This window comes from Flavobacterium sp. WV_118_3 (assembly GCF_039778605.1).
Taxonomy (GTDB): Bacteria; Bacteroidota; Bacteroidia; order Flavobacteriales; family Flavobacteriaceae; genus Flavobacterium.
In genome coordinates this window covers 2,891,092-2,906,609 of the sequence record NZ_CP156060.1, presented here as the reverse complement: position 1 = coordinate 2,906,609, position 15,518 = coordinate 2,891,092, and the positions used below count along the sequence as shown (strand labels likewise).

Here is a 15,518-nt window from a genome sequence, read left to right as displayed (position 1 = left end):
ACAAAATGAACTTGTTTATTAAATTATTACTGTTTGTTTTTGTTGCACTCGTTACGAATGTAAAAGTAATGGGTGCAGCCATTACTTTTCCGAATATTCAGGAGAGAACAAATTCAAATTTATTTCATACACAGATAGCAAAGACAGATGGTTCCATCCTGAAAAAAGTTGATGGTCTACTAGTCGACCTGTTTTAAGATTAGTTTTCTTTAATAGGAAGTAAGCGTTCAGGATGGTAGTATGCGTAACCTTAACGGTACGCCTACGGCCACGGAAGAAGGCACTTTAGCTTTTGGTTCATTACCTTTATGGTTTATAGGAGGTAATGTTGGGGCGGCGCAAGCTGAGACGGGCGCCAAGTTGTTGGAGCAAACCGGTAAAGTTGCTAGGACGGGAAGTCTCGGAGAAAAACTTTTTTTAAGTGAAAAATTCGGAATTACATCAGAAAAGTTTGGAAGTTCTCTTGTAAAAGCTCAAGGGGCATTTAATAAACCAGGAGGTTTCTTTAAAATGGGTTGGTCAAATGTTGCTAAAAATGGTGGTGGGATGCAAATGCGAATTGGTATAGGAAGTAAAGCTGTAAATCCAAATCAAGCGTTGTTCCATATGTATGTTCCTAAAACTTTTGTTCCTAATAGTTTTGCTAATCCATCGATGCAGGTAAAACTCTCACTTTACAAACTTGGGCTATGAATATAAAATACGAAAATGAAGTTTATAGTAAAATAGAATTGATTAATTCTGTTTTAAAGGACATAGGCATTCCTTCTTTAAAAACAAATAAAGACTTTACAATAGATGAACAATTTCACCAAGAGCATTATGTGAAGTTTTCATTACAAAAAACTAATTGTATTAATTTAGAATTAATTTTTATAAATAATGCTTTGCAGATAAATATAGATAGAACGAATGAATCTTTTGAGTGGTCAAATAAACAAATCAAAGAGAATGTTGAGGAAATAAAAAGCTTTGTCAAAGTGCTTTTTACAAGTAGGATTAAAGTAAAGTATTGTGGCTCTAACTACACCAAAATCTCCTTTTTTGATGGTAATGGATGTAATGTTAAAACTTTAAAATATGTGAGCGGGCTGTATTTGAAAATAAGTTGTCAATCAAAAGAATACTCGCCAATTTATATTAAATGAAGCTACTTCTGAAAATGCCTCATCCTAAAATAGGTTGAAAGATTTTAGGGCAAGTCTCTTTTAACAGGAAGAAGCGTTCAGGATGGTAGTATGCGTAACCTTAACGGTACGCCTACGGCCACGGAAGAAGGCACTTTAGCTTTTGGTTCGTTACCTTTATGGTTTATAGGAGGTAATGCTGGCGCGACGCAAGCAGAGGCAAGTACCAAGTTGTTGGAGCAAACCGGGCAAGTTGCTAAGAGTGGAAGTGGATTAGTTAATCTTACAGAAGAAACTTTTTCACAAGCATTATTTAAAGGTGTCGAAAATGTGGGAGGATATTCCATTTATGGAACAAAAGGATTAGTAGGAAATACGCTTAATAGAAACATTTTTTTGATTGAAGCTTCAGGAGGAAAGAGTCTTTCAGGATTCAGGTCTTTTGTCGGAAGTTTAGAGCGCGAAGCTTTAGGAGCCGGTGCAAATAAAATATCTATTTACGGTTCATCGATCATCAATAAAGGCTTTCTTAATCCTAATATAGCTAGACGCTTTGGTTACTCTTTTAAGCAATCAGGCAGCGGAGTATTTTTACAAAAAACTTTAAGATAAATTTACTATGTATACTACTGATAAATCATCAATATATATATCCATTTTTAAAAGAAAAGGCGGAGAGGGGTTAAGCACTAAGATTATAATGGACATAGATAATGAGAGGTATAATAGTTTGTTCGCTCAGCTAGAAGTAAATGAAAAGCCGTTGCTTATCTACTTTCAAAGCATGTTGAATTGGTTTTTGCTTACCAATAGTAGAATTTTGATGTCTAATGAGGGACAATTTACATTTTTATATCTTGCCGACATAATTGAGGTACATCCAGCATTACAGGAAGAAATGAATGATAAAATTAACGATAAACAAAAGTTTACTAGGTTAAAAATAAAAATGAAAAATGGGAAGTATTTTGTTTGTAAATTGGAAAAAGGACAACCTTATGAAGGAATTTATCAGGTGTTGCATTATATAGCAACCAACAACTCTTAGATTATTGTGTTTTACTTGATGCAACTAGATGCTCGTATTATGGAACAAACTTTAATCAACCAATACGGTTTAAATAATTTATTGAATATAGGAGAGTAGGATTTTGTATATCCTGAATTTGAATAAAACAGAAGTCTGGTAAGTCTGAGTTTTTTACATTGTATATCTCGTCTTGAAAAAAGTTGATGAACTAATAGCCTACCTATTTTAGAACGAATTATTGAAACGTTCAGAATGGTAGCATGCGTAACCTTAACGGTACGCCTACCGCCACAGAAGAGGCCGCTTTAGCTTTTGGTTCGTTACCTTTATGGTTTATAGGAGGTAATGCTGGCGCGACGCAAGCAGAGGCAAGTACCAAGTTGTTAGGGGAAACTGGAGGAGCTGCTAAGACGAGTACTTCGTTTACAGAAGGTTCATTCTCTGTGTTTAATTGGAAAGGTTATCCAGTAGGAGGAGTAAAGCCCATGGGGCCGTTTAGACTATTGGAAGGTGCGGAATATACTTCTGCTCGAAATTTGGCTAACTCAACTAATGCAGCTATGCGTAGGGCTAACCCTGAAATGTTTAAGGGGGTACAAATACACGAAATACACCCTGTGAAATTTGGTGGCAGCCCAACAGATCTTTCAAACAAAGTTTTCTTGACACCAGAGCAACACCGCCTCTACAATACATTTTGGTTTAAACTTCAAAATTCAATTAAATAAGATGAAAAAGAATATTGAAAAAGAAATTGAACGGTTGAATAAAAATGATGCGCCTGATAATGCCATTTATTCTGCATTATTAAAAAAAATAGATTTTGAGATTGATAAAGACTTTCTTGAATTTATAAAAATGTATGATGGCGCAGAAGGTAATATTGGGAACAATAATTATATCTCATTTTGGAATACGGAACAATTAATAACTCTTAATCCATATTATGAAGACAATAAAGATTGCGAAGAATTATTCTTTTTTGGGACAGATGGTTCTAACTTAGGATATGCTTTTGAGAAAAAAAATGGAAAGATTATTAGTGTTGATTTTTTAGATATTTATCAAATTCAATCTGATGTTATCGCTGACACATTTGAACTGTTTTTAAGCGAATTGTCAAATAACTAAGAATGGCAACAATAGATAGAAATACAGCTCCAACAAAACAAGAAATAGAAACCTTTTTAAAGGAGGTAGATTTTAATTTACCTAAAGGGTTTATGGATTTCTTTAAAGAAACAAATGGTGCGGATATTTGTACAGGCAAGAAGTATGTTCTTTTATGGGCATTGACTGATATGGTTGAACTGAATAAGGAATATAATGTAGAAGAGTATGCTCCTGAATTCTTTATTTTTGGTTCTGATGGGGGCGATACTGCTTTTGTGATAGAGAAAAGCACCGGAGATATTTACGAAATGCCATTTATTGGTATGTTTAAAGAAGAGGCGGTTTTTAAAAACAAGACTTTTACAGAATTTATAGAGAGCATATAAAAGTTGTCTCGCCCTGTAAAGTTGACTAACTATTAGTTGATCTATTTTAGGACAAGTCTTCTTTACTAAAAAGAAGCGTTCAGGATGGTAGTATGCGTAACCTCAACGGTACGCCTACCGCCACGGAAGAGGGTACTTTAGCTTTTGGTTCGTTACCTTTATGGTTTATAGGAGGTAATGCTGGCGCGACGCAAGCAGAAGCAAGTACCAAATTGTTGGAGCAAACAGGAGGAGCCGCTAAGACTGGAAGTAGAGTGTTTGAAGTGGGTTCATATAAAACTCTTAGAGGTGTTGAAGTAGGGTTGGATGCCCACCACGTTGGACAAAAAGCTTTGATGAGTAAGTTTGTTCCGGGCTACAATCCAAGTACAGCTCCGTCAATTTTAGTACCCAAGTTAGGGCATACTAAAGGTGCAGGAGTTTTATTAAGAGGAACGTCAGGTTTTTCAAGCGCACGTCAAGTATTAGCACGAGATATTTTTGAATTGAGACGTGTATATCCAAATATTCCTAATAGTCCTTTGCAGCAATTAATTCAAATGAATAAAACAATGTACCCAGAAGTCTTTGTAAAATAACAATTATGAGTTATACAAAATTAATAGAAGAAAAATATGCCGAAGCAGTTAAAGGTATTAAAGAAAAAGAAGAGTGGTCTAATGAACCAAATACAAAATGGTATAAATATATAATTGGGCTTCCCGTTCAGTTACAGATTTGCTATTTAATAGTTGTGTTTCATAATCAGATTTTTAATGGAGGTTTTCATCAGTATTTTGTAAATGGATATGGACAATTTGCAAAGGAGACTATTGATGCACTTAAAACAATAGGTGCATTAAAAAAAGCTGAGTTATTAGAAGAAGCTTTGAAAATTGTAAACTCTGAGAGTTATTCAGATGAAACTTTTAGAAAGAAGTTATTGGGAAAACAAATTTCTCAACTATTTTCTAAAGATGATTTATTCGAATCTTTGGATAATTTAGATAATATTTATTATACTGACGAAAATGAGGATATAGAGCGATTATTAGGGAACTATTTGAGAGGCTACGAAGAAGGTAGATAGGTGAGGGATTAGCCTTTAAAAGAGCAATGTCTCGTCCTGAAAAAAATTGACGAACTAAAAGTCGGCCTATTTTATGGCAAGTCTTTTTTAACAGGGAGAAGCTCAGGATTGTAGTATGCGTAACCTCAACGGTACGCCTACGGTCACGGAAGAAGGCGCTTTAGCTTTTGGTTCGTTACCTTTATGGTTTATAGGAGGTAATGCTGGCGCGACGCAAGCTGAGGCAAGTGCTAGATTGTTGGAGCAAACTGGGCAGGTTACGAAGGGAAGTAGTCAGATATTGAGTTGGGGAAATAATGCAAAAGGACATTTAATAAAACATGCTGATGTACTAGGATTTGGAGGACACACTCCACAACAGCTTCAAAAAATGTTACCTCAATTAAGGGGTGCTGCAAATCAGTTGTATAACAATGTTAATCCTACATTGACTAGATTAGGTCGTTGGGGAGGACAAACTGATGATGTATTAATGTATATTACCAATAATGGGAAAATGTTGATTACAAAACAAAATGGCGAGTTTATTACTGTGATAAACAAGACATCGAATAATTGGTACCAACTTGCTAAGCCAATAAAATAATTTCATATGACAGAGTTTAAAAAATTAATTAAGAAAAAGGTATTCAGGTTATTTCTTGTTGTATGGGCTCCATGGGGAGAAGAAAAAGAATCTGATATTGATATATCTTTTGGTTTCGTTTTCAAAGATGAATCCGAAAAACTATGTGTTATCAGTGTAGATAAGAATGATTTATGGTCGCCGTATATTTCTTATGAACCGCTTCCTATAAGTAATTATACTTGGGAAGATTTTTATCCTAGAATAAAAATGTGGATGAAAGCTAAAAATGATAATTTAATTATTGATAAAGAGTATTATGAAGTAACCAAAAGTGATAGATTTAAATCAATTACTGGTGCCGAAATTGAAGGAATAGAATTCATAAGCATAGAAGGTAATACAGAACCATTTGGTGTTAAAATATTTTTTAAAGATGATTGTATTATTTCTATACCTAATTCTGACGGTAATACAGTAGAAACAAAAGCATTCAATAAGAATAATAGTATTGAAAATTTTAAACACTTGGGAAACATAATATATTCAAGAGTATAATGTCTCATCCTAAAATAGGTTGACAAATTTTAGGACGAGTCTATTTCGTCGCTTTTCCATTCGTTTCGCAAACTGTTTTCTAAAAGTTGCTGATAGATTTGATGTGCCTCCTCATGTTGACCGGTTAAGTGAAAGGAATCCGCTAAAGCAATTTTTGCTTTTTTGTTGTCTCCATCCTGTTCCAGAGCCTTTTGCGCCAGTGCGATACTTTCGTCAAAATTTAATAGTATAAAATGACACTTCGCTAAGGATGCCAATACTTCCGGATCGGTATAATCCGTTTCGTTTAAATTCGCTGCGGCAAATTGCAAGGCTTTTTCGGGATAACGGTCAATTACAAAACGTTCGATGACCTGTGCTTTTGGAATCCGGTGAAAATAAACCGAATCCAGTGCTGCAAAAATAACCCCGCGTTTATCCCATACCGATTGTATTTCCTTCCATTGATTATAGGCACCTTCAAAAGCATAGGAGGGAGGAATCACATTCCCTTTTTTATCTTTAAATTCATAGGCGACATCACCATCGGTTACGCCGATATAGCGCTTTAGCGCATCTTCAAAATCAATGGTAAAGGCTTTGTCTTCTACGAGGGGAGTGCTTTTTCCGAATAAGGTTTTAAAAAAGGACATTTATTTTGTTTATAAGTTGATCAAATAATACTGTTAATAGTAAAGATAAAAAGAACTATCAAAGACAAATATATTGAAACGACTACTGGGTTTTTCTAATGCAAATAGTTTTTAAAAAAGATAATTGATTTTGTGATATCAAACCGGATATTGTTTTAGAAATAAGAATCCAGTAGAAGAAAAAGGTTGTAAAGGGTAGTGTTGGCTTCAAGCTTTTAAAAAGGGAATAGCAGTTATAAACGCTATGGTTGTATTGTTTCAATGACCTATAGTGGGAAAACGGCTTCGATTTGTGTGCCTTTTCCAATATTGGACTTAATATTCAATTCGCCTTTTAATGCTGTGATCCGTTCGGTCATATTTTTTAAACCAATCCCTTTTTTGGCAATTTTCAGGTCAAAACCAGCGCCATCGTCACTTACGATTAATTGTACTTTGCCTGTTTCGGTAAGGGTAAGGGTCACAAAGGCATTTTTAGCATTCGCATATTTGTTAATATTCAGAATGCCTTCCTGTACGATACGATAGATATTGATTTTGGTGGTATTCGGAACCGTATCCCAATCGATATTTTCATCGATTTCATAGTGGAAATCCGTGGTATTGATATTTTCCTGATTTTTGATCAGGAAGCTTAACAACTCGGTAAAATTACGCTCTTCGAAGTACGAGTTTTTGGTCAGATCGTGCGAAATCGTACGGATCTCTTTTTCAATATTCTGAAGCTCCAGAATATATTCTTTTCGTTTTTCAGTCGCTTTTTCATCCGCTTTATTATTAAAAAAACCAAGGTTCATCCGAACACCATAGATCTTGTTCATAATATTATCGTGCAATTCCATGGCGATCCTGGTCTTTTCCTCTTCTTTAGCAGTGTTGACTTTTTCCTGTTGTTCGACCAACAGGTGATAGATTTCCTCGTTGGCTTCTTGTTGTTGCTGGATTAGCTGAAGTTCTTTGTTTTTGGCTTTTAAATGGCGGATAATCCCTAAAGCGGTCACCACAAAAATAAAAAAGGCCGCACCAAGTAATATATACAGATTTCGTTTGGTTAGCACTTCGTTTTCTTCTTCGAGTCGTTCCGTTTCATAGGCAATACGGGCATATTTGTTACGGGTTGCTCGTTCTTTTTTCTGTAAGCTGTCGCTAACAGCAATATATTCATCGGAATACTGTTGACTTCTACTGGTGTCGATTTTGGATAAGAGTTTTAAACAGCGCAACAGTTCATAATAACTTTTGGTGTCACTGGCGAGCTGATAACTTTCCTTTAGTGTTACGATCGATTGGAGGGTGTCTTTCTGGATGAGGTAAAATTCGCCCAATTGTACTTTGCTATACGCAACACCGGCCTGGTTTCCGAGGCTGTCCCGAAGGTGAATTGACTCGTAAAACATCTCTTTCAGATCCTTAAAATCGCCGGCTTTCATTTTGGAATACGCCAGATTACTCAGCGTAGCAGCATAATATTCCGGGAAAAGTTTGCGGAGATCTTTAATCGCAATAATCTTTTCGAATTGTTTGATCGCTTTTTGATGCTCTCCGATTTTGTCGTACATATAACCGATATTGTTCAGTGTTGGGATATAATACCCAAGAATAACTTTCGGATCGGTTTCTTTAAGTTTGAGTTTGTCGTATTCTTTTAACGCGAGTTCGTGGTATTTTAGCGCACCGTTAAAATCATTTAATCCCTGAAGAGAATTGGCAAGAATATTATAAGCGCTATAGGTAAGCTTATAATTTCCGGATTTATTGAGTAATTGTAGCGATTTGCTGGCTTCGATTTCACTTTCAATGTAGTTGCCCTCGCTATAGAGAATCCCTCCTTTGTATAATAGCATACGGCCAACATTTTCCGAGTCTTTTAGGCGACGGTATATTTTTTCGGCCTGAAGATAATAATAGAAAGCACTATCCTTTTTTATAGGCTCGTAGCAATCGCCAATATAATACAGCGCTTTTGCAGTAGCAACACTATCGTTGGCATCATTGGCCAGGTTAAAAGCTTCTTCACTGATGATTCTGGACGTCTGAAAATCGTTGAGGCGGTAGAATTCGTCTGCCAGCTGGAAATGAAAATTCCGGGTAATCGAGTCGTTTTTGCGCCGGGAAATTTCATGGAAAATAGAATCCAGTAATACCTTCTTCTTCGAAAGTGATTTCTGATTGTTGTTCGCGTCTTTGAACAGCGCATTTATTTTTTTATCCGAAACAGCAATGTCACTTTTTTTGTTCATCTCACAGGAGAACATCAGAAAACAGAGGATAAGACAAAATATAAATTTCGATACTGGGGCGTTCAAAATGGTTGCGAATTAGGGATTGATCAAAAATAATATAAAAAACCTAGGCAATATAAGTTAATATCGCAACTTATATTGCCCAGGTCAAAAAAAAACGTTCGTTTTTATATTATCTTTTTGGAGGGTTCAAAGTTCCACCTCCGTTATCGTCAAGATTCGGGCTGATTGGTTCCGTAGTTGTATTTGGAGTATAGCTCGGAAGCATACTTGTTGAGTCGGCAGCAGTACCACGCATCATATCGTCATTAGTATTGAATTTTCGGGCACTGGTTTCTTGCGTTACATCATACTCATCAGTTGAACATGAAAATGTTAATCCGCCAACAATGATAAGTGTCAAAATAAAAAGAGCTTTTTTCATAAAAAAAATATTTTAATGTTAAGAAATGGGGTTGCTACAACATTTTTGTGGTGTAGTGGTATTTGATTTGTTTTTTTGCTGAAAGTTGGGATTACTTACCAGTATTACTGAAGATGTCATGTGTAAAGCATGTTCCCTCATCTTAGTAATTGTTTAAAGCTTTAAATTGTTCCGTCATTATTACAGTTACAAAATTAGATAAGGAACAAGCTGTTTTGGTAATCATTAATCGTGTATTTAGTGGTTGTAAGGCGTTTGTTAGTGGATGTATCATTTGTACGTGTAAACAATAGGTTTTTGTTAAGATGAAATTCGCCTTATAATGGTATCGATGTTATCTTTATACGATTTGGAGAAAGGTATGGAAATTTCATTATTATTTAAATAACATTTCAATTTTCCCAAATGTATGCGGGAAACATAATTAATATTTACGATCGAACTGTTGTGTACCCTTAAAAAGTAAAAAGGAAGCAGACTTTCAAAATGCTTTAAGGTTTTGTAAGCGCTAACTTTCTGACCGGAGCTAAGGTAAATATCGGTGGTATTATTGTCGGCTTTTAAATGCGTAATGTCTTTTAAATGCACAAACTGATAATCGCCGTATGATTTTACACAAATAGTTTCAGGCTCTTTAACCGGATTTTTTTTCTGAAAGCGAAGCAGGCACTTTCGTAACTCGCTCTGGCTTAAAGGTTTTAACAGGTAATCAGACACCCCTTTTTTAATAGCTTCAAATGCATGACTTTCATCAGAAGTAATTACCACAAAATAGGGTAATTCTTCCAGAAATTCGTTAAGTTCGGATAAAATAGCAAATGATAAATCCGAATCCGGTTTTTTAGAAGCGATTTCAATGAACACCAGTTTGGGTTTTAACTCCAATATCCGGTTAATCGCTTCTTCTTTCGTCTTAATCACACCAAGGCACAGAAAGTCTTCAAAATCTTCAAAAACTTCCAGAATGTTCTTGGCTACCTTCTCATCGTCATCGATTAGCAAAAACGGATAATGCACAACTTTAATTTTAGTGCAAGCTATTACTTTCGTCTGAAATTGTTTTACGGATATTCCGTACTTTTTCGTTAGATTTGTAATAGAAAAAAAATCGTATGGCCAAAGAAATAAATATTCTGCTAGTAGATGATCATCCAATGACATTAGATGGTTATATCAACTTGCTTTCTGAATTTAATACCGATGAGTTGATGCTTAATTTTACAACGGCTCATAATTGTACTACAGCTTATACGACCATTATGAACTTTTCCAGGCTAAAAAAAGATATCGACTTTGCTTATCTCGATATTAGCTTGCCGCCTTATAAAGAAATGAACATCGAATCGGGAGTGGATCTGGCACTGTTGATTCGTGAAAAATTCCCAAAGTGTAAAATTGCGCTGCTAACGATGCACAATGAACCGGTGCTGATCGATAAGATCATGAATAAAGTCAATCCGGAGGCGTTTATTTCGAAATGCGATATCAATTTTGAAATGTTTCCCAACGTATTCGAGAAAATCTATGGAGGCGAAACCTTTGCCAGTCACACGATTTCCAATGCCCTGAAAGAACTGATGATGAAAAACATCAAATGGGATTCTATCGATAGTCAGATTCTGTTATTGATTTCTCAAGGTGTTAAAACGGCCGATCTTCCCAACTATATTCCGTTGTCGATGAGTGCACTGGAAAAACGAAAAGCCAATATCAAAAGCCAGTTGCTACGTTCCAAAGGTGGTGACAAAGAGTTGATCGAAGAAGCCAAAAAGATCGGACTGATTTAAACGGTCAAAAGATTCGGGACAATACATAAAAGTAAAGCTAGTTTTTACTACTTTAGTACAGAAATAAGTAAAGTATGATTAAAGTTGGCCTGCTATATCTCTTATTAATCCTTCCCGTAGGTCTTTGGGCACAAACCGAAGAAACGGTAAAAAAAGAAGAAGAAAAGAAAGTTGTCGTAGACTCGCTGTACCGGGAAGATCAGTTTTATATCAGTATTGCTTATAACTTAGTGCGAAATAGTCCGCGTGGCTTTTCGCAAAACTCCTTTTCATTGGGTCTGAGCGCTGGTATTCTCCGCGATATTCCGCTAAACGATAAACGTACTTTTGCCATAGCGCCGGGAATTGGTTATACATATAACAGTTTTCGTCAAAACATGAAAATTGAAGAGATCGATGGTATTGCGAATTACTCGATCAGTTCCGATTTCGAAAAAAATAAACTGGAAACCCACTATCTGGATATTCCGATCGAAGTGCGTTGGCGAACCTCCACACCGGAAAGCCATAAATTCTGGAGAATCTATTCCGGATTTAAGTTTAGTTACCTGCTCTATAGTAAATCGGTGTATACCGGAAGTACCGAAAAAATCAAAGTATTTAATAATTCCGACCTGAATAAATTCCAATACGGACCGTATGTCGGAATCGGTTATAATACGTTTAATGCCTACGCCTATTACGGACTAAACCCATTGTTTAAATCGGGTGAGATCGATGGTGAAAAAATCAAAATGAATGTTTTTAGCTTTCTGGTAATTTTCTACATTCTATAACCAGAAATACCATAACCCGATTTGCGGTAAAGCGCCAACCAGTATTCCGATGACAATCTCTTTCATCGAATGGGCATTCATATACAAACGGGACGAAGCCACAATTCCGATACTGCATATCGAAAAAGCAATCAGGTTTACGAACCGGATATGGTAATGCATGGAAATCCCAATGATAAAAAGGGTTATCCCAACAATTCCGACCATGTGTAAACTGGTTTTAAAGTGGAATAGGAGTAGGACTAAAGTGATAACCGAACTGATCAACGCACCCAAAAAGAAAAAATACAACTCCGGAATCGGTAGCATGGTGAGCGAATGTTCGATCAGTACCAGAAAAAACATCGCCTGAAAAGCCAGTGGTAAGCGGCGCTCTTTTTTCTCCGACAACATAATCCCCGAACGAATCAGGCCGAGTGATTTTAGTAAAAAATAAGTCGAAACCGGTAAAAATAACGTCAGAATAACCACCTGAAACAGGATCAGATAAATCTCATGCGGATAAAAATAATTCCGGGTGACGAAAAAATAAAACAATGCGGCATAAACCGAAATAAACAGCGGATGGAACAAATAAGAAAATAACGGGAAAATCTTTTTGAAATCCATTGAAGTGATTGGTTTTAAATCGGCAATTATATTTTTTTTCGCATACGTGCCACCGGAATATCCAGCTGTTCACGGTATTTGGCGATCGTTCTTCGGGCAATCGGATAGCCTTTTTCTTTTAAGATATCGGCTAGTTTGTCGTCGGGAAGCGGCTTACTTTTGTCTTCCTCTTCGATTACATTCTGTAAAATCTTTTTAATCTCGATGGTCGAAACATCTTCCCCCTGATCGTTTTTCATAGCTTCCGAAAAGAATTCCTTGATCAGTTTTGTGCCGTAGGGGGTTTCTACATATTTGCTGTTGGCTACTCGGGAAACCGTCGAAATATCCAAACCAACCATATCGGCGATGTCTTTTAAGATCATCGGTTTGAGCTTGGTTTCATCGCCATCAAGAAAATACTCCTGTTGGTAATGCATGATCGCGTTCATCGTCACAAATAAGGTTTCGTTACGCTGTTTGATCGCATCGATAAACCATTTGGCCGAATCCAGTTTTTGTTTGATAAACTGTACGGCATCTTTTTGAGAACTCGATTTTTCACGGGATTCCTTGTACGTTTGCAGCATTTCCTGATAATCTTTGGAAACGTGCAATTCCGGTGCGTTTCTTCCGTTTAATGAAAGTTCCAGTTCGCCGTCGATCAGGCGGATTGAAAAATCCGGAACCACATGCTCTACAGTACGGGAATTGGTGTCGAACGAACCACCCGGTTTTGGGTTTAGTTTTTCGATTTCGTCAATCGCCTTGCGGAGTTGCTCCTGTGAGATATCGTATTTCTGCAGTAATTTGTCGTAATGTTTTTTGGTAAACGCATCAAACTGGTTTTCGAGTATGTCGATGGCAAGTTCGATCGCTTCAGTTGGCGTTTTATGGCGAAGTTGTAACAACAAACATTCCTGCAGGTCGCGCGCGCCAACACCCGACGGTTCCAATTCGTGGATAATGTTTAGAATACGCTCCACATTTTGTTCGTCGGTATAAATGCCCTGCGTAAAAGCCATATCGTCTACGATATCCTGAATATCGCGGCGGATATAGCCCATATCGTCGATACTTCCAACTAAAAACTCGGCTATTTCGCGCTCACTGTCGGAAAGGATAAACGTATTTAATTGGTTGATCAAATCCTGGTGAAAACTCACCGGAGCGGCAAACGGAAGACTGCGGTCTTCGTCGTCATCACTATAATTATTGGCTTGTAGCTTATAATCGGGCGTTTCATCGTTGCTCAAATACTCGTCGATATTGATTTCGTCGGCATCAATGCGTTCATTGTCATAATCGTCGTATTCGTCATAATTATCGTCTTCATATTCGTCATGCTCCATAGCGTCCTCTTTTCCGGTTTCCAAAGCCGGATTTTCCACAAGTTCTTCCTTCAGACGTTGTTCAAAAGCCTGCGTAGGCAATTGAATCAACTTCATCAGTTGGATTTGCTGAGGGGATAGCTTTTGCGATAATTTGAGCTGTAAATGTTGTTTAAGCATTTTTGTATTGTGTATTCGGTTTTGGGTTAATCAGAGGCAGTAGGATACGGCCATAATAAAGTAACCTTTGCCAAATTATTATTTTCAAAAATAAAAAAAAATCGGCAAAGGTTAGTATAAGTTTAGCAGGTACTGTGATGTGAAACCGAAATTAACACATTTTCAGTGTAACCTGACAGATAAACGATTCCAGAATTAGAATTCAGCGTTTTGCGGCGTTCTTGGGAATGGAATTACGTCACGGATGTTAGACATACCGGTTACGAACAATACCAGTCTTTCGAAACCAAGTCCGAAACCACTGTGAACGGCTGTTCCGAAGCGACGGGTATCCAGATACCACCACAATTCTTTTTCATCGATTCCAAGGTCGGCGATCTTTTGTAATAATACATCCAGACGCTCTTCCCGTTGTGATCCACCTACGATTTCTCCGATTCCAGGGAATAGGATGTCCATAGCGCGAACCGTTTTTCCGTCTTCGTTCAAACGCATATAGAACGCTTTGATTTTTGCCGGGTAATCAAATAAAATTACCGGACATTTAAAGTGTTTCTCTACAAGATAGCGCTCGTGTTCGCTTTGTAAATCGGCACCCCATTCGTCAATGATATAGTTGAATTTTTTATTTTTATTTGGTTTGGAGCTTTTCAGGATATCAATTGCCTCGGTATAACTTACGCGTTTAAAGTTATTGTCCATTACAAAGCTTAATTTTTCCAATAAGGACATTTCGCTTCTTTCGGCCTGTGGTTTTGATTTTTCTTCGTCCAGTAAACGTTGTTCTAAGAATTTCAGATCATCGCCACATTTGTCCACCGTATATTTGATCACATATTTGATAAAATCTTCGGCCAGATCCATGTTGTCCGCCAGATTGTTAAAAGCTACTTCCGGTTCGATCATCCAGAACTCAGCCAAATGGCGTGAAGTATTCGAGTTTTCGGCGCGGAAAGTAGGGCCAAAGGTATAAATCTGACCTAAAGCCATCGCATAGGTTTCGCCTTCCAGCTGACCCGATACGGTTAAATTGGTTTCTTTTCCGAAGAAATCTTCTTTAAAGTTTACCTGTCCGTCTTCGGTTCTTGGCGTACCGTCGAAAGGCAATGCGGTAACGCGGAACATTTCTCCGGCACCTTCAGCATCCGATCCGGTGATGATAGGTGTATTTACATAGAAAAAGCCTTTTTCCTGGAAATATTGGTGTACGGCAAACGATAAAGTCGAACGTACGCGCATAATGGCTCCGAAAGAGTTGGTACGGATTCGTAAATGCGCATTTTCACGTAAAAACTCCAACGAGTGTTTTTTCGGTTGCATCGGGTATTTTTCCGGATCGGAATCCCCTAGAATTTCCAGTTTTGTCACCTGGATTTCCACCGTTTGTCCGGCACCCTGACTTTCTACCAATGTACCGGTAACGCTCACGGCTGCACCGGTAGTGATTCGTTTTAGGGTTTCATCCGGAGTATTTTCAAAATCAACAACACACTGAATATTATTTATCGTAGAACCGTCATTCAACGCGATAAACTGATTATTTCTAAATGTTCTAACCCAACCTTTTGCTTTTACTTCATGCAATGTCTTCGTACCGTTTAGCAGGTCCTTAACTTTAGTGTGCTTCATTGTAATGATTTTTATATTGATTTTAAGTGAAAAAAAATTTGCAATGCCCGCAAAGGTAATAAAAAGCCTGTCAAAAAGAT

21 protein-coding genes are annotated in these 15,518 nt (G+C 37.1%); 14 read left to right on the top strand and 7 right to left on the bottom strand.

The window, feature by feature from the left end:
* Positions 1-5: 5 nt before the first annotated feature.
* The 12 genes from ABFU83_RS13590 to ABFU83_RS13535 all read left to right on the top strand — a co-directional run bounded on the left by ABFU83_RS13590 (position 6) and on the right by ABFU83_RS13535 (position 5,848).
* Entirely contained in the window at positions 6-197 is a 192-nt protein-coding gene (locus tag ABFU83_RS13590) for a hypothetical protein (protein ID WP_136403943.1), read from the top strand.
* 43 nt (positions 198-240) lie between these two features.
* On the top strand, positions 241-693 hold the full coding sequence (locus tag ABFU83_RS13585; protein WP_347066705.1) for a hypothetical protein: 453 nt from the start codon (positions 241-243) through the stop codon (positions 691-693).
* Complete coding sequence (locus ABFU83_RS13580; RefSeq protein ID WP_347066703.1) at positions 690-1,148, top strand: hypothetical protein; 459 nt, start codon at positions 690-692, stop codon at positions 1,146-1,148. The genes ABFU83_RS13585 and ABFU83_RS13580 overlap by 4 nt, the downstream gene beginning before the upstream one ends.
* Before the next feature lie 90 nt (positions 1,149-1,238).
* Positions 1,239-1,739: a hypothetical protein gene (locus ABFU83_RS13575; protein ID WP_347066702.1), complete on the top strand. Its 501-nt coding sequence runs from the start codon at positions 1,239-1,241 to the stop codon at positions 1,737-1,739.
* A gap of 7 nt (positions 1,740-1,746) precedes the next feature.
* The gene (locus ABFU83_RS13570) at positions 1,747-2,175 is read left to right on the top strand and encodes a hypothetical protein (protein ID WP_347066700.1); all 429 of its coding nucleotides are present in this window, start codon (positions 1,747-1,749) and stop codon (positions 2,173-2,175) included.
* Between the two features lie 242 nt (positions 2,176-2,417).
* Entirely contained in the window at positions 2,418-2,885 is a 468-nt protein-coding gene (locus tag ABFU83_RS13565; RefSeq protein ID WP_347066698.1) for a hypothetical protein, read from the top strand.
* A gap of 1 nt (position 2,886) precedes the next feature.
* Complete coding sequence (locus tag ABFU83_RS13560; protein ID WP_347066696.1) at positions 2,887-3,288, top strand: SMI1/KNR4 family protein; 402 nt, start codon at positions 2,887-2,889, stop codon at positions 3,286-3,288.
* Between the two features lie 2 nt (positions 3,289-3,290).
* On the top strand, positions 3,291-3,656 hold the full coding sequence (locus ABFU83_RS13555) for an SMI1/KNR4 family protein (RefSeq protein WP_347066694.1): 366 nt from the start codon (positions 3,291-3,293) through the stop codon (positions 3,654-3,656).
* A 92-nt stretch (positions 3,657-3,748) separates the two neighbouring features.
* Positions 3,749-4,234: a hypothetical protein gene (locus tag ABFU83_RS13550; protein ID WP_347066692.1), complete on the top strand. Its 486-nt coding sequence runs from the start codon at positions 3,749-3,751 to the stop codon at positions 4,232-4,234.
* Positions 4,235-4,239: 5 nt separating this feature from the next.
* The gene (locus tag ABFU83_RS13545; RefSeq protein WP_347066691.1) at positions 4,240-4,725 is read left to right on the top strand and encodes a DUF4375 domain-containing protein; all 486 of its coding nucleotides are present in this window, start codon (positions 4,240-4,242) and stop codon (positions 4,723-4,725) included.
* A 115-nt stretch (positions 4,726-4,840) separates the two neighbouring features.
* Entirely contained in the window at positions 4,841-5,311 is a 471-nt protein-coding gene (locus ABFU83_RS13540; RefSeq protein WP_347066689.1) for a hypothetical protein, read from the top strand.
* A 6-nt stretch (positions 5,312-5,317) separates the two neighbouring features.
* Positions 5,318-5,848, top strand: coding sequence for a hypothetical protein (locus ABFU83_RS13535; protein WP_347066687.1), 531 nt, complete (start codon positions 5,318-5,320; stop codon positions 5,846-5,848).
* A 29-nt stretch (positions 5,849-5,877) separates the two neighbouring features.
* Here ABFU83_RS13535 and ABFU83_RS13530 read toward each other — a convergent pair whose 3' ends face one another.
* The 4 genes from ABFU83_RS13530 to ABFU83_RS13515 form a co-directional block, all read right to left on the bottom strand.
* Positions 5,878-6,480, bottom strand: a complete 603-nt coding sequence (locus ABFU83_RS13530) for a tetratricopeptide repeat protein (RefSeq protein WP_347066685.1) — start codon at positions 6,478-6,480, stop codon at positions 5,878-5,880.
* A 266-nt stretch (positions 6,481-6,746) separates the two neighbouring features.
* Positions 6,747-8,720, bottom strand: a complete 1,974-nt coding sequence (locus ABFU83_RS13525; protein WP_347066683.1) for an ATP-binding protein — start codon at positions 8,718-8,720, stop codon at positions 6,747-6,749.
* 175 nt (positions 8,721-8,895) lie between these two features.
* Positions 8,896-9,147, bottom strand: coding sequence for a hypothetical protein (locus ABFU83_RS13520; RefSeq protein ID WP_347066681.1), 252 nt, complete (start codon positions 9,145-9,147; stop codon positions 8,896-8,898).
* Positions 9,148-9,447: 300 nt separating this feature from the next.
* Positions 9,448-10,164, bottom strand: a complete 717-nt coding sequence (locus ABFU83_RS13515) for a LytTR family transcriptional regulator DNA-binding domain-containing protein (RefSeq protein ID WP_347066679.1) — start codon at positions 10,162-10,164, stop codon at positions 9,448-9,450.
* 95 nt (positions 10,165-10,259) lie between these two features.
* On the opposite strand from ABFU83_RS13515, the gene ABFU83_RS13510 reads away from it, so the two are divergent.
* The gene (locus tag ABFU83_RS13510) at positions 10,260-10,934 is read left to right on the top strand and encodes a response regulator (RefSeq protein WP_347066678.1); all 675 of its coding nucleotides are present in this window, start codon (positions 10,260-10,262) and stop codon (positions 10,932-10,934) included.
* Between the two features lie 74 nt (positions 10,935-11,008).
* The gene (locus ABFU83_RS13505) at positions 11,009-11,710 is read left to right on the top strand and encodes a porin family protein (RefSeq protein ID WP_347066676.1); all 702 of its coding nucleotides are present in this window, start codon (positions 11,009-11,011) and stop codon (positions 11,708-11,710) included.
* On the opposite strand, the gene ABFU83_RS13500 is transcribed toward ABFU83_RS13505, so the two are convergent.
* From ABFU83_RS13500 to asnS, 3 genes are all read right to left on the bottom strand, one after another.
* Positions 11,705-12,319 (bottom strand): hypothetical protein, encoded by a 615-nt coding sequence (locus ABFU83_RS13500; RefSeq protein ID WP_347066674.1) that lies wholly within the window; start codon positions 12,317-12,319, stop codon positions 11,705-11,707. The genes ABFU83_RS13505 and ABFU83_RS13500 overlap by 6 nt on opposite strands.
* A 26-nt stretch (positions 12,320-12,345) precedes the next feature.
* Positions 12,346-13,809 (bottom strand): RNA polymerase factor sigma-54, encoded by a 1,464-nt coding sequence (rpoN, locus tag ABFU83_RS13495; RefSeq protein ID WP_347066672.1) that lies wholly within the window; start codon positions 13,807-13,809, stop codon positions 12,346-12,348.
* Between the two features lie 195 nt (positions 13,810-14,004).
* Complete coding sequence (asnS, locus tag ABFU83_RS13490) at positions 14,005-15,438, bottom strand: asparagine--tRNA ligase (protein ID WP_347066670.1); 1,434 nt, start codon at positions 15,436-15,438, stop codon at positions 14,005-14,007.
* Positions 15,439-15,518 lie beyond the last annotated feature (80 nt).

Excerpts from the sequence above, each read along its gene's own strand:
- ABFU83_RS13520 (WP_347066681.1), bottom strand. The coding sequence starts at position 9,147 with ATGAAAAAAGCTCTTTTTATTTTGACACTTATCATTGTTGGCGGATTA.
- ABFU83_RS13580 (WP_347066703.1), top strand. The coding sequence starts at position 690 with ATGAATATAAAATACGAAAATGAAGTTTATAGTAAAATAGAATTGATT.
- ABFU83_RS13565 (WP_347066698.1), top strand. The coding sequence starts at position 2,418 with ATGCGTAACCTTAACGGTACGCCTACCGCCACAGAAGAGGCCGCTTTA.
- asnS (WP_347066670.1), bottom strand. The coding sequence starts at position 15,438 with ATGAAGCACACTAAAGTTAAGGACCTGCTAAACGGTACGAAGACATTG.
- ABFU83_RS13525 (WP_347066683.1), bottom strand. The coding sequence starts at position 8,720 with ATGAACAAAAAAAGTGACATTGCTGTTTCGGATAAAAAAATAAATGCG.
- ABFU83_RS13585 (WP_347066705.1), top strand. The coding sequence starts at position 241 with ATGCGTAACCTTAACGGTACGCCTACGGCCACGGAAGAAGGCACTTTA.
- ABFU83_RS13570 (WP_347066700.1), top strand. The coding sequence starts at position 1,747 with ATGTATACTACTGATAAATCATCAATATATATATCCATTTTTAAAAGA.
- ABFU83_RS13590 (WP_136403943.1), top strand. The coding sequence starts at position 6 with ATGAACTTGTTTATTAAATTATTACTGTTTGTTTTTGTTGCACTCGTT.
- ABFU83_RS13545 (WP_347066691.1), top strand. The coding sequence starts at position 4,240 with ATGAGTTATACAAAATTAATAGAAGAAAAATATGCCGAAGCAGTTAAA.
- ABFU83_RS13560 (WP_347066696.1), top strand. The coding sequence starts at position 2,887 with ATGAAAAAGAATATTGAAAAAGAAATTGAACGGTTGAATAAAAATGAT.
- ABFU83_RS13555 (WP_347066694.1), top strand. The coding sequence starts at position 3,291 with ATGGCAACAATAGATAGAAATACAGCTCCAACAAAACAAGAAATAGAA.
- ABFU83_RS13500 (WP_347066674.1), bottom strand. The coding sequence starts at position 12,319 with ATGGATTTCAAAAAGATTTTCCCGTTATTTTCTTATTTGTTCCATCCG.
- ABFU83_RS13550 (WP_347066692.1), top strand. The coding sequence starts at position 3,749 with ATGCGTAACCTCAACGGTACGCCTACCGCCACGGAAGAGGGTACTTTA.
- ABFU83_RS13505 (WP_347066676.1), top strand. The coding sequence starts at position 11,009 with ATGATTAAAGTTGGCCTGCTATATCTCTTATTAATCCTTCCCGTAGGT.
- ABFU83_RS13535 (WP_347066687.1), top strand. The coding sequence starts at position 5,318 with ATGACAGAGTTTAAAAAATTAATTAAGAAAAAGGTATTCAGGTTATTT.
- ABFU83_RS13540 (WP_347066689.1), top strand. The coding sequence starts at position 4,841 with ATGCGTAACCTCAACGGTACGCCTACGGTCACGGAAGAAGGCGCTTTA.
- rpoN (WP_347066672.1), bottom strand. The coding sequence starts at position 13,809 with ATGCTTAAACAACATTTACAGCTCAAATTATCGCAAAAGCTATCCCCT.
- ABFU83_RS13530 (WP_347066685.1), bottom strand. The coding sequence starts at position 6,480 with ATGTCCTTTTTTAAAACCTTATTCGGAAAAAGCACTCCCCTCGTAGAA.
- ABFU83_RS13510 (WP_347066678.1), top strand. The coding sequence starts at position 10,260 with ATGGCCAAAGAAATAAATATTCTGCTAGTAGATGATCATCCAATGACA.
- ABFU83_RS13575 (WP_347066702.1), top strand. The coding sequence starts at position 1,239 with ATGCGTAACCTTAACGGTACGCCTACGGCCACGGAAGAAGGCACTTTA.